The organism is Fibrella arboris (assembly GCF_041321095.1).
Lineage (GTDB): Bacteria > Bacteroidota > Bacteroidia > Cytophagales > Spirosomataceae > Fibrella > Fibrella arboris.
The window spans coordinates 82,083-93,798 of sequence record NZ_JBGGWE010000005.1 but is presented as its reverse complement, the minus strand read 5'-3'; the positions used below and the strand labels follow the sequence as shown (position 1 = coordinate 93,798).

The following is an 11,716-nucleotide window of genomic DNA, read 5'->3' as shown; positions in this document are numbered from 1 at the left end:
GAACGGCTACAAATGGCAGCTACAGGAAGCCGACAGGTGTGCTTAACAGGTAAAAAGGCCGCCGGTAAATACAACGATAGGGATAACGGATCACCAACGTTCGACGTTACCCCGTGGTATCATATCGCGGTAACGTATAGATCAGGGGAGATGGTCTTCTATATCAATGGAACACCTTCTTGCGGGATTATGGCGGTTTCTCATTGGCGATAGGGGTGAAATTCGGATGTAGAATATGGGGCTAAGCGGTACCCAGGTACGTTCTATTTATAAGGCAGAAAAGGGTTTATAGATGAGAAAAGAGCAGAGGGCAAAGGGCGTAGGGTTTTTGGTGAAGAACGTGATCTCGCGTGCTTTGCCCTGCGCCCTTTGCCCTCTGCTCTTTTTTACGGCTTGCCAGAATAACCACACCGAGACAACCCGGCCGTTGCTGTTCTGGTGTTCCAACAACGCCGCCGAAATTGCCCTGGCCAGGGAGTTTACCGAGCAATGGCAACGTACCCAGGCCCAACATACAGGGTCACAGACCGGCGTTCCATTGCGATTTCAGCCGATTCCGGAAGGGCAGTCGAGTGAGGAGATCATTCTGGCGTCGGTGGTGGGAAAAACAACGCCTGACATTTACGCCAACATGTGGCAGGGCAGCGTAGAGTTGTACGCCAAAGCCGGGGTGCTGGTACCGCTCGACACGATTCCGGGCTTCCTCGACTTCATCAGGGAGCGCTGCGACAGTGCGGTGATACGGGAGATCACATCCACCGATGGGCATATCTATCAGGTACCGTGGAAGGTGAACCCGATCATGACGCTCAGCAACACCCAGGCATTGGCTGGTATACTGCCGGCCACGCACGCTAATGGCACCGCCTACACGTACCCCGCTTTTGTGCAGGCTGGTAGGGCGTTCAAAAAAGACCTGGACCGGGACGGCTACACCGATCAGTGGCTTGGCTACACCGAAGTGAAAGCGATCTGGTATCAGCGGCTGTTCAACTTTTACCCGTTGTATCTGGCCGCATCGGGTGGCGCTCCGTTATTGACCATCGAACCGGGCAAGAAAGCCAGAGCCGCGTTTAACAATGCGTATGCTGTGGCGGTGTTCCGGTTTTTGCAGACCCTTTACAAGAACGACTACTTCTCGAAAGAACGCCTCTCCGCTACCCGCGACCCCTTTCTCGACCAACGTATTGCGGTTGAGTTTACGGGCCCCTGGCAGGTGGGTTTCCTGAAGAAGTATGGCCCTGATCTGCACTATCAGTTTTATCCGATGCCTGTTCCTGCCAGCCAGCGAGGACCGATCTACACGTATGCTGATCCCAAAAACATTGTCATATTCAATACCTGCCCGAACCCAACAGCTGCCTGGGCCTTCGTGCGCACCCTGGTCGACCGCCCCGGCGATCTGCGTTTGCTGGAGCTCACCGGCCAGATGCCCCGCCGTAAAAACCTGACGACCGACCCGTTTTTTGCCACGTACCTGGCCCAGAATCCTGGCCTGAAACCCTTTGCCGAGCAGGCCCGCTACCTGCGTGGCGTCGATAACCACGAGCAGATCGTTGAAGTATTCGACATCATCTCGCAGGAGTACGAAGCCTGCGTTGTCTACAACCGGAAAACCCCCGAAGCGGCCATCGCCGACGCCGCCAAAGCGGTGGATGTGTTACTTGGCAATTAAGTTTTCTGTTTGCCGTCTTCTGTCTTCAGTTGCTTCGCCAATGAGCGAGGTGATTTATACAGCAGAGCAACTGAAGACCAAAAACTGTAAACAGAAAACGGACCTTGAAACGCCTAACCCCATACGCCCTGATTGCACCGTACCTGCTGCATGTAGCCGTGTTCGTGCTGTTTCCGGTGGTGTTCTCGGTGGTACTCACCTTTCATAGCTGGAACATCATTTCGCCGATGCAGTATGTGGGGCTCGATAACTACGCACACCTGCTGAAAGACCGGTTATTCTGGCAATCGCTTTGGAATACGTTCCGGTTTCTGCTGGTGCATATACCCCTGCAAATCGTGATTGCCCTGGCCCTGGCTGAGTTTCTGAACGGGCCCATTCGGGGACGGGCTTTCTTCCGGGCGTCATTTTTCCTGCCGGTTATCGTGTCGGGCGTGGTGGTCACTATTCTTTGGCAACAACTGCTTGGTTTCAACGCGGGCATGATCAACAAGCTGCTGACGAGCCTGAACATACCCAAAGTACCCTGGCTCGAAAGTCCCGATGTGGCCATGTACGCCATTGCGCTGATGGCTACCTGGAAGAATGTAGGGCTGTACGTGATCCTGTTTCTGGTGGGCCTGCAAACCGTGCCGATACAGTACTACGAAGCAGCCAACCTGGAAGGAGCTACCCGCTGGCAGACGTTCAGATACATTACCCTGCCGATGATCAATCCCACGATTTTTATGGTCGTAGTGCTGTCGACCATCGGTGGTTTTTCGCTATTCATTGAACCGTATATCATGACCGAGGGCGGGCCGCTCAACAGCACACTGTCGGCCGTGATGTACATCTACCGGCAAGCGTTTCAGTATTACCATATGGGCTATTCGGCCACCCTCGGGTTCTGTTTCGCCCTGTTGATTCTGGCCGTTGTTGCCGTGCAGAAGAAATATGTTGAAGATTGACCCAATCGCCCAGTTAACCAATTCCCAATGATCCGGAAAATAGCCATCTATCTGTTGCTGACGCTGGCGGCATTGTCGTTTCTCTATCCGTTTATCTGGATGGTTAGTGCGTCGTTGTCGTCGGAGGCGGGTATTGGGTCGTTACGGTTGTTACCCGTTGAGTTCACCTGGCAGAACTACCGGACCGTTTTCGAGCGTATTCCGCTGGGCCGGGCCTTTCTGAACAGTGTGCTGGTGGTAACCGTCACAACCTCGCTGGTACTGGTGCTGGGTGCCCTGGTAGGCTATGCCCTGGCCCGGCTGGCGTTCAAGGGGAAGCAGCTTGTCTTTTTCCTGATCATCTTCACGATGACACTGCCGTTTCAGATTACGCTGATTCCCAATTACATCACGATGGTCAGGCTGGGGTGGGTCGATACGTACCTGGCCCTGATAGTGCCGTTTGTCATGAACTCCTTCGCCATCCTGCTTTTCCGCCAGGCATTTATGGGGCTGCCCCAGGCGCTTATCGACGCGGCCCGGATGGATGGGGCCGGAGAGTTGCGGATCATTTTTCAGATTCTGGTGCCCAACGTGCTGCCTACGGTCGTAACCATCACCATTTTAACCTTCATGGGCCTCTGGAACGATGCGCTCTGGCCCCTGATTGTGATTCGAAATGAACAGACCATGACCATGCCGCAACTCGTGACGCTTTTCTCCGTTGGCGGACGGGCCGACGCACAACTGGGCGTGAAGATCGCCGCGGCGGTGATGCTGGCCATACCGGTCATTCTATTGTATCTGCTTTTTCAGAAACACTTTATCCGAAGCATGGCCTCTTCCGGATTGAAAGATTAACTCGACCTGTGAAACACCTTCTTTTCATCACCATCATATATACGCTGTTGGCGCCATCCTGCAAGAAAGGGGTAGTCGCTGGTACAGGCGTAGTCCCCAATGTTTCCCGGCTGGTCAATACCGATCACCTGCTGGGTACGTTGTACCAACCCGCTAAAATGGCAAGTAGTGGAGCCGACATCGGCGCGGTCTGGATCTACTCGGAGCCAGATAGCCACGGCGGGTACAAACTTGTGGGCGACGCCGACGAAGGCTATACCTGTGTTGATGATGTGTCACGAGCCAGCCTGTTTCTGCTTCGCGAACCAGATCTGGCCACGAATACTGACAAGCAGGACAAGCTCCGAAAAATGACCCGGTTTGTGCTGGAAATGCAATCGTTGACCGGTTATTTCTACAATTTTCTATGGCCCGACAAAACGATCAACACCACATTCAGAACAAGTACCAACACACCCGACTGGTGGTCTTGGCGGGCACTTTGGCTGCTGAGCGAAGCGTATCCTTACTTTCAGAAAACAGACGCCACATTGGCCACCCGGATCAAGGCCGCTACCGACCGGCTGGTAACGGTAATGGTGCGTGATTTTGGCTCGACACCTAAAGATGTCAATTTCGTGCAGGGCGTTACAGTGCCCAAATGGCTCCCCTACGGCTCGGGTTCCGACCAGGCGGCCATCATGTTGCTGGGCTTGAACAACGTATATGCCCAGACGCCTTCGGCGCCCGTTCTGAGGCTCATGGAGCAGTTGGCGGAGGGTATTTTGCTTATGCAGAAGGGAGATGGCCCGCATTATCCGTATGGGGCATTTTTGAGTTTCGGTACTAGCTGGCATGCGTACGGCAACGACCAGGCCTATGCGCTGCTGACCGTTGGCAAAGCGCTGAACAAGCCTGACTGGCTAGCCGCCGCCCGGCGGGAAGTGGAATCGTTTTACCCCTATATTCTGAATCAGGGCTTCCTGGAGTCGTTTCGTGTACGTCAGTCGGGCGAGACGTTTACGGTGGTCAGTCAGTCGCGGTATGCCCAGATTGCGTATGGCGTTCGCCCCATGATCTGGGCAACGCTGGCATTGTATGAGCAGACCAAAGAGCCGAAGCTGCTCGAGCAGGCAACTAAACTGACCCGCTGGTTTCTAGGCAATAATCCCGCTAATGCCACCATGTACGACAAAGCGACTGGCCGGGGTTTCGATGGTATTTCATCGGAAACCAGCGTCAGCCGGAATGCCGGTGCCGAGTCAACGATTGAAGCACTGCTGGCTATTCAGGCGGCAGAAAAATATGGATTCCTTGAGTGAAAGAGCGAGGGGCGAAAGAGCGACTGCTCGACTCGTGCTTAAATACGAGTAGCTATCTTTTCACCTGTTTATCCGCCGCCCTTTCGCTCTCTCTTTCACCCTTCACTCTCTCGCTCTTTCCCCCTTTCGCCAGAACATGTCATCCATTACCCTTTCTCACATTGCTAAAGCATATGGTACGGCTGCGCGCGTGATCAACGACGTGAGCCTGACGGTAAACGACCATGAATTTGTTGTTTTCGTTGGCCCCAGTGGTTGCGGCAAGTCGACCTTGCTTCGCATGATTGCCGGCCTGGAAGACATCACTGCGGGCGATCTGCTGCTCGATGGGGAACGGATCAATGACCGGCTACCCAAAGACCGTGATATTGCCATGGTGTTTCAGAATTATGCGTTGTATCCGCACATGACGGTATACGATAATATGGCGTTCGGGCTGAAACTCCGTCAGGTGAGCAAAACCGATATCAGGGAGCGGGTCACACAGGCCGCGCGCATTCTGGAGATTGACAACCTGCTCGACCGGAAGCCAAAGGATATGTCGGGCGGGCAGCGCCAGCGGGTAGCTATCGGGCGAGCCATTGTGCGGGAGCCGAAAGTATTTCTGTTCGATGAACCGCTGAGTAACCTCGATGCCAAATTGCGTGGCCAAACCCGGCTGGAACTGCAAAAACTCCATCGCGCGCTGCAGGCAACCATCATCTACGTAACCCACGACCAGGTGGAGGCCATGACGTTGGGCGACCGGATCTGTGTATTACGGGCTGGGGAGGTAATGCAGTTCGATACGCCTGCGACACTCTATAACCAACCTGCTAATCTGTTTGTCGCTGGCTTTATTGGCTCGCCGCCCATGAATTTTTTGCCAGGTACGTTGCAGGGCCCTGGCGACTCCGTTTTCTTTAGAAGCGATGCTGGCAATGTCCATATCGATTTGTCTGGACATCCAAACAGATCCGTCTATGCGCAACACAGGGAGAAAGCAGTGATACTGGGTATCCGGGCTGAACACATCACCGATAGGGCTAACAGCCATTCGCATGTGCAACCAATGACTATCGATGCGCTGGAACACCTGGGCAGCGAGACATTTGCCTATGCGCTGCTAGAAGGCGTTCGCTTTGTGGCACGACTCCCTGCTGATTCTGCCGTGACCATCAACGCTGAGGCTATCCTCTACTGGCAAACCGAAAAATGCCATGTGTTTGACGCACAAACGGAGGTAAGGCTGGGGAGGTAGTGGCTGTAATGCATCGCGCACCGGCCTAGTCGAAGGGCCACAAGCGCGATGCATCACAGTCAGTTGGAAAGTAGCTTATTAACAACTATCTACGAGAAGCGGTTAGGCCGGAATGGCGTTACATCCATACTGAGAGGCTGGTTCAGCACGGTTTCGGCCACTAGTTTACCGGTGGCAGGGCCCAGGCTTAAGCCCATCATGCCGTGTCCCGTTGCCATCGTCAGGTTCTCGAACCGACGTACCCGACCAATGTAGGGAAGGCCGTCGGGCGAGCAGGGGCGCAGACCTTTCCAGACGGCGTCAGGCTTGGGCAGATCAACCGGGATGTCGGGGTAATACTGGCTGATGCCTGCTACGATACCACGTACCCGGTTCATATTTACTGATAGATCGGTCCCGGCTACTTCCAGCGTACCGGCGAAGCGCAGCCCGGTGCCCATCGGTGTGGCAGTAGCGCGGGCCTCTAACATAATGGCTGGCATACGAACGTTTTTGGTTAGGTCAGGAAGCATAAAACTGTAGCCCTTGCCACCCTGAAGCGGTAGCGAAAACCCTAGAAGGCGGGCTAGTTCCGGCGACCAGGAGCCGCCCGCTACCACTACTTCGTCCACCGGGTACTCGCCCTGGCTGGTTTGGACGGTATGGATGCGTGGTCCCGACGCGCCAAAGCCAGTAACTGCCTGTTCTTCAACGAACTGAACGGCATTCTTTTGCAGGTACGTTACCAGCGCCCGAATCAGCTCGCCGGGGTTCAGGTGCGCATCGCCGGGGTAATACACGGCCCCGCGAACGTCGACACGCACATCGGGTTCCATAGCCTGCACCTGACTGGCAGCCAACACCTGCGCAGCGATACCCGCCCGATTCGCCACCTCGGCTTCTTCGGCCATTTCATGGGCCGCAGCGACCGTTTTGTACAGCATCAACAAGCCCCGTTCCTGCCAGCCAAACGCTGGCAACGTACCTGACGAGGCCAGGTCCTGATAGAGCTTTTTACTGAGCAGACTGATATCGCGGAGGGCAGGAATGGCCCGTTCAACATGGTCGGGGGTAGCATGGCGGTAGAACAGCCAGCCCCAGCGCATCAGATCGAGGCTCAGGCGAGGTTTTACGTAGAATGGGCTGGTCGATTTCAGCATCCAGCGCATTCCTTTCGCCATCATACCTGGCTGGGCCAGTGGAATAATATGGCTCGGTACGATCATGCCGGCGTTGCCGAAAGAGCAGCCATCAACGATTCGATTCTGGTCAAATACGGTAACACGATGCCCCGCCTGATGAAGGTAATAGGCCGAACTAAGCCCGATGATGCCGCCACCGATAATGCCGATATGCATGGAGTTGGGTGATTGAATGAAAGGGTAAGCGAGGGATCAAGGTAATTGGCTGATCAGAATGCCTGGCACTACACTACCTGAAAACCAAACCGGTAGGGGTCTTCTTCATCGAGGATGATGTGGTTGTAGCCGTGGATGATAGCCCATCCTTCGACGCTGGGAATGATGGCGGATTTCCCGGCCAGTTCCGTCTCCGCCTCGATACGCCCGTTGAAGATGGACCCGATGATGCTTTCGTGAACAAACGTTTCGCCCGGCTTCAACCGGCCCTGCGCATACCATTGCGCCAGCCGGGCCGACGTACCTGTGCCGCAGGGCGACCGGTCAATGGCTTTGTCGCCATAGAACACAGCGTTGCGGGCGGTCGACGTGGCCTGTAATGGGGTTCCCGTCCAGAGAATGTGGCTCAACCCATTGATCGTCGGATTTTCGGGGTGCACAAACGTGTAGTGCTCGTTCAGTTGCTCGCGCATGACACGCGCCCAGGCAATCAGTTGCTCCGCTTTGTAGTGTTCCAGTCCCGGAAAATTGGGCTGTGGATCAACGATGGCGTAGAAATTACCACCATAAGCCACATCAACGGTCAGATCGCCCAGATCGGGACAGCTGACGGTCAGGTTTTCGGCAGCGAGATACGATTTGATGTTCGTGATCTTCACCGACTTTACCTTTTTTCCTTCCTGCACATACGCCACCTGAATCAGACCGGCAGGAACTTCAAGGTTTAACCTGCCGGGCGTCTTAGGCGTGATCAGCCCCTGCTCGATGGCTACCGTTACCGTGCCGATGGTGCCATGCCCGCACATGGGCAGGCAGCCCGACGTTTCGATGAACAACACCCCCGCATCGTTGGCCGGGTCTGTTGGCGGGTAAAGAATACTGCCCGACATCATATCGTGCCCGCGTGGTTCAAACATCAGCGCCTTCCGAATCCAGTCGTACTCGCGCAGAAAATGCTGCCGTTTTTCGCTCATCGATTCGCCAGCCAAATGCGGAATGCTGCCACCCGTTACCACCCGTACAGGGTTACCGCACGTATGCGCATCGATACAGAAGAAATGAAAATCAGGCATGGGAAAGATGGAAATTGAGGCGTAAGGTAATGGGTAGCTGGAGGGAATCGGGCTGGAGACTTCGCTGTCGAAGACGGTCGCGCAGCTGGGCACAACTGGCCAAACACCAGCCGGGTAGCCCAATGGCCGTATGCCATCAGTTACCCATTCACCAGCACAGGACGGTTGGCCAGGGCGGTTTCGATGACTTGTAAGACCTGTTCGCGTTCGTTGCCGATCAGAGGCAGGCGGGGAGCCCGAACGTATTCGGAACCGATGCCGGTGGCCGTCGCTGCCAGCTTGATGTATTGAACTAGCTTCGGATGAATGTCGAGCTCGAGCAGCGGCATAAACCAGCGATAGATAGTAAGGGCTTCCGCAATCTGGCCGGCCTTTGCCAGTTCATAAATGGCCATCGTTTCCTGCGGGAACGCATCGACCAGGCCACCCACCCAGCCGTCGCAACCGAGCAGGAGCGCTTCCAGGGCCAGTGTATCAACGCCGCCCATCAGCTTGAACCGATCACCAAAGGCATTGCGCATGCGGGTAATGTTGGTCAGGTCGCGGGTCGATTCCTTAACCGCCTGGATGTTAGCTAACTGGGCCAGCTCCTCAAACATGGCCACGGTCGTCATGATCTTGTAATCATATGGATTGTTGTAGATCATGATCGGTAACGCCGTTTCCAGAGCCACGGCTTTAAAATACGTCACCGTCTCGAGCGCATCGGCGGGGTAGCGCATTGGTGGCAGCAGCATCAGCCCATCGGCCCCGGCGGCTTCGGCCTCATGGGCGCGGGCAATGGCCTGTTTGGTCGACTGCTCGGCAATATTGACCAGCACGGGCACACGACTTTCGCAGACCGTCAGCGCTGATTGAAGCAGGGCTATTTTTTCGTCATTCTCCAGGGTACTCGCTTCGCCCAGCGACCCACCGATGATGAAGCCATGAATGCCGGCGTCGAGTTGGGCGTGCAGATTCGTTTCAAACAGGGGTATATCCAGTTCGTCGTTGGCGGTAAAAGGCGTCAGCAAGGCGGGGTAAACGCCCTCCCAGGTAACAGATACGTTCATGCGCTAGCTTGGTTGATAGTAGTTGGTCAAAAGTACTACAGGACAGGAATACCTTGTCGACTTAGATGCAGTCTGTACTAGTATTATTTATACGAAAAAGGACTGATCATTGCCGCGATTTTGTGAAAATAGGCTATCATAGCGTAAGTATACCCTTATGCTACCTGGCTACGAGCAGCAGCGATTCCTCGAAATAGCCTAAGTTTGCCGGATGAAACCGCTTTCCGTTATCCAGACAGCCCCACTCTTCCCGATTCTCCACGAGAAGCTGATCGACCTGCTACGGAGCTTATCGCCCGACGACTGGCACCGCCCAACGATCTGCGCTGGCTGGTCGGTGAAAGACATAGCGTCGCACCTGCTGGATACGTCGTTGCGAACGATTGCCCTGTACCGGGATGCCTATGCATCGCCCGAAGAAAAACCGGCTATTGAGTCGTACCGTGATCTGGTCGATTACCTGAACCAGCTCAACAACGACTGGGTACGGGCCACCCGGCGGTTGAGTCCGGCGGCGTTGGTCGACTGGCTCGACCAGGCAGGCCAAACGGCTGATACCCTGGTGATGAACCTGCCGCCCGATGAACCTGCTGTTTTTCCGGTGGCCTGGGCCGGGCAACAGGCGTCGCCGAACTGGTTTCATGTGGCCCGTGAATACACTGAGCGCTGGCACCATCAGCAACAGATCCGGCTGGCTGTTGGCCAAACGGCAGCGCTGGAAACGGAGGTGCTCTACCACCCCCTGCTCGACACCTTTATGCGGGCGTTGCCCTACGCCTTTCGCGATACCAGGGCGCCATTGGGTACGTTGCTCCGCGTTTCGGTCACAGACATGGTAGCGGCCAACTGGTTTCTGCTCCGCAAACCAAATCACTGGCAATTAGTGACGAACGCCGAGGCGATCGAGGCCGATACAACTGTTTACATCGATCGGCCGTACGCCTGGCAACTCCTGACCCGCCATTTGCCAGTTGCCGTTGCGGCTTCATATATCCATGTTGAAGGCGATGAAGCGCTGGGCCGACAAGTGCTGACCATGCGTTCGGTGATGATGTAACGCCACTTACTAGCATTGTCGGTGATTCAGGTGGGAAAGTAAGTTGTAGGAAGGAGTAGTCTACAAGCGAACCTATGGTATATTTCCTGCTTCTGTTGGTCGTTGCCGCCGCACTTTGGTGGTTTTTTACCCGAAAAAAAGAGGTCATCATCGAGCCATTGGCTCCCACCTATGTTGACCTCCTGGAGAAGAACGTGCCCTACTACGCATCCCTTCCCAACGAACGTCGCCAGCAGTTCGCTGACCGGGTGAGCCGCTTTCTGGATTATGTCACGATCGAAGGCGTAGAGACGACCGTCGATGATCTGGATAAAGTGCTGGTAGCCAGCAGCGCCATCATTCCTATTTTCGCTTTTGAAGGCTGGGAGTACCCGAACCTGACCACTGTACTGCTGTATCCACGCACGTTCAATGAGTTGTATGAAACCAGCGGCGACGACCGGGCCATCATGGGCCAGGTTGGCGACGGAGGCGCGTTGCAAAGCACGATGGTCTTGTCGAAGCCAGCGCTTCACAATGGCTTTGCAGTTGAAACCAGTAAAGAAAACACCGGCATTCACGAGTTTGTGCATCTGCTCGACAAGGTCGACGGATCGATTGACGGAACACCAGCGTACCTGATTCCCAAAGAACACCTTCAGCCGTGGCTCCGGCAGATTCAACAGCATATTGACGAGATCAAAACCAATCACTCCGACATCAATCCGTATGGGATCACCAACGAGGCCGAGTTTTTTGCGGTGGTATCGGAATATTTCTTTAAGCGCCCCGACCTGCTTCAGGCCAAACATCCCGACTTATTCGAGAGCCTCGAACGTATTTTCCGGCAGAATCCGCGAGAACCGGAGAAAGTGATTGACGAACCCACTGCATCAACTGCCGCCCCTGAGCAGGAATGACGTTTTCTGCCGAGTCGAGGGAGGCTTCGCCAGCAAAACCGATCTCGGCCAAGAAATGGCACCCGATGCCCACTCATTGAACAGGGGTTGTACCGGGCCGACTTGAATGAGCCTGTGATTGCCTGGTTATGGCTGGAACAGAGCCAACGCGACGTACCCGGCAAAGGTGATGAGCAGGTCATCAAACACCATTTCGTGCGGGGCCTGCTTACCCAAAAAGGCCTGACGGTCTATGAGGCGTTGCCGTAGCCGATTTTTCTCGGAGTTACTTCGTGTGGCCACGATTCTATAA

At 55.0% G+C, this 11,716-nt stretch carries 12 protein-coding genes; 9 read left to right on the top strand and 3 right to left on the bottom strand.

Annotated features, from left to right (window positions below; genetic code table 11):
- The first annotated feature begins 12 nt into the window (after positions 1-12).
- The 6 genes from ACAW75_RS10220 to ACAW75_RS10195 all read left to right on the top strand — a co-directional run bounded on the left by ACAW75_RS10220 (position 13) and on the right by ACAW75_RS10195 (position 6,006).
- Positions 13-213 carry a LamG-like jellyroll fold domain-containing protein gene (locus ACAW75_RS10220; protein ID WP_370728959.1) on the top strand — a complete coding sequence of 67 codons (201 nt, stop codon included), beginning with the start codon at positions 13-15 and terminating at the stop codon, positions 211-213.
- A 79-nt stretch (positions 214-292) separates the two neighbouring features.
- Positions 293-1,675: an extracellular solute-binding protein gene (locus tag ACAW75_RS10215; RefSeq protein WP_370728612.1), complete on the top strand. Its 1,383-nt coding sequence runs from the start codon at positions 293-295 to the stop codon at positions 1,673-1,675.
- A gap of 104 nt (positions 1,676-1,779) precedes the next feature.
- The gene (locus ACAW75_RS10210) at positions 1,780-2,625 is read left to right on the top strand and encodes a carbohydrate ABC transporter permease (RefSeq protein WP_370728611.1); all 846 of its coding nucleotides are present in this window, start codon (positions 1,780-1,782) and stop codon (positions 2,623-2,625) included.
- A gap of 27 nt (positions 2,626-2,652) precedes the next feature.
- Complete coding sequence (locus tag ACAW75_RS10205; protein ID WP_370728610.1) at positions 2,653-3,465, top strand: carbohydrate ABC transporter permease; 813 nt, start codon at positions 2,653-2,655, stop codon at positions 3,463-3,465.
- A gap of 8 nt (positions 3,466-3,473) precedes the next feature.
- Positions 3,474-4,766: a hypothetical protein gene (locus tag ACAW75_RS10200; protein WP_370728609.1), complete on the top strand. Its 1,293-nt coding sequence runs from the start codon at positions 3,474-3,476 to the stop codon at positions 4,764-4,766.
- Positions 4,767-4,902: 136 nt separating this feature from the next.
- Positions 4,903-6,006 (top strand): ABC transporter ATP-binding protein, encoded by a 1,104-nt coding sequence (locus ACAW75_RS10195; RefSeq protein ID WP_370728608.1) that lies wholly within the window; start codon positions 4,903-4,905, stop codon positions 6,004-6,006.
- Positions 6,007-6,095: 89 nt separating this feature from the next.
- On the opposite strand, the gene ACAW75_RS10190 is transcribed toward ACAW75_RS10195, so the two are convergent.
- The 3 genes from ACAW75_RS10190 to ACAW75_RS10180 form a co-directional block, all read right to left on the bottom strand.
- The gene (locus ACAW75_RS10190) at positions 6,096-7,343 is read right to left on the bottom strand and encodes an NAD(P)/FAD-dependent oxidoreductase (protein WP_370728607.1); all 1,248 of its coding nucleotides are present in this window, start codon (positions 7,341-7,343) and stop codon (positions 6,096-6,098) included.
- A 68-nt stretch (positions 7,344-7,411) separates the two neighbouring features.
- A complete protein-coding gene (locus tag ACAW75_RS10185) occupies positions 7,412-8,416 on the bottom strand; it encodes a 4-hydroxyproline epimerase (RefSeq protein ID WP_370728606.1) in 1,005 nt (334 codons plus the stop codon).
- Between the two features lie 140 nt (positions 8,417-8,556).
- Positions 8,557-9,468 (bottom strand): dihydrodipicolinate synthase family protein, encoded by a 912-nt coding sequence (locus tag ACAW75_RS10180; RefSeq protein WP_370728605.1) that lies wholly within the window; start codon positions 9,466-9,468, stop codon positions 8,557-8,559.
- A 211-nt stretch (positions 9,469-9,679) separates the two neighbouring features.
- Here ACAW75_RS10180 and ACAW75_RS10175 point away from each other — a divergent pair, with 211 nt between their 5' ends.
- From ACAW75_RS10175 to ACAW75_RS10165, 3 genes are all read left to right on the top strand, one after another.
- Positions 9,680-10,525, top strand: a complete 846-nt coding sequence (locus ACAW75_RS10175; RefSeq protein ID WP_370728604.1) for a maleylpyruvate isomerase N-terminal domain-containing protein — start codon at positions 9,680-9,682, stop codon at positions 10,523-10,525.
- Positions 10,526-10,599: 74 nt separating this feature from the next.
- The gene (locus ACAW75_RS10170; protein ID WP_370728603.1) at positions 10,600-11,424 is read left to right on the top strand and encodes a M90 family metallopeptidase; all 825 of its coding nucleotides are present in this window, start codon (positions 10,600-10,602) and stop codon (positions 11,422-11,424) included.
- 102 nt (positions 11,425-11,526) lie between these two features.
- Positions 11,527-11,673 carry a hypothetical protein gene (locus ACAW75_RS10165; protein WP_370728602.1) on the top strand — a complete coding sequence of 49 codons (147 nt, stop codon included), beginning with the start codon at positions 11,527-11,529 and terminating at the stop codon, positions 11,671-11,673.
- Positions 11,674-11,716 lie beyond the last annotated feature (43 nt).

Excerpts from the sequence above, each read along its gene's own strand:
- ACAW75_RS10220 (WP_370728959.1), top strand. The coding sequence starts at position 13 with ATGGCAGCTACAGGAAGCCGACAGGTGTGCTTAACAGGTAAAAAGGCC.
- ACAW75_RS10215 (WP_370728612.1), top strand. The coding sequence starts at position 293 with ATGAGAAAAGAGCAGAGGGCAAAGGGCGTAGGGTTTTTGGTGAAGAAC.
- ACAW75_RS10205 (WP_370728610.1), top strand. The coding sequence starts at position 2,653 with ATGATCCGGAAAATAGCCATCTATCTGTTGCTGACGCTGGCGGCATTG.
- ACAW75_RS10195 (WP_370728608.1), top strand. The coding sequence starts at position 4,903 with ATGTCATCCATTACCCTTTCTCACATTGCTAAAGCATATGGTACGGCT.
- ACAW75_RS10190 (WP_370728607.1), bottom strand. The coding sequence starts at position 7,343 with ATGCATATCGGCATTATCGGTGGCGGCATCATCGGGCTTAGTTCGGCC.
- ACAW75_RS10185 (WP_370728606.1), bottom strand. The coding sequence starts at position 8,416 with ATGCCTGATTTTCATTTCTTCTGTATCGATGCGCATACGTGCGGTAAC.
- ACAW75_RS10180 (WP_370728605.1), bottom strand. The coding sequence starts at position 9,468 with ATGAACGTATCTGTTACCTGGGAGGGCGTTTACCCCGCCTTGCTGACG.
- ACAW75_RS10175 (WP_370728604.1), top strand. The coding sequence starts at position 9,680 with ATGAAACCGCTTTCCGTTATCCAGACAGCCCCACTCTTCCCGATTCTC.
- ACAW75_RS10170 (WP_370728603.1), top strand. The coding sequence starts at position 10,600 with ATGGTATATTTCCTGCTTCTGTTGGTCGTTGCCGCCGCACTTTGGTGG.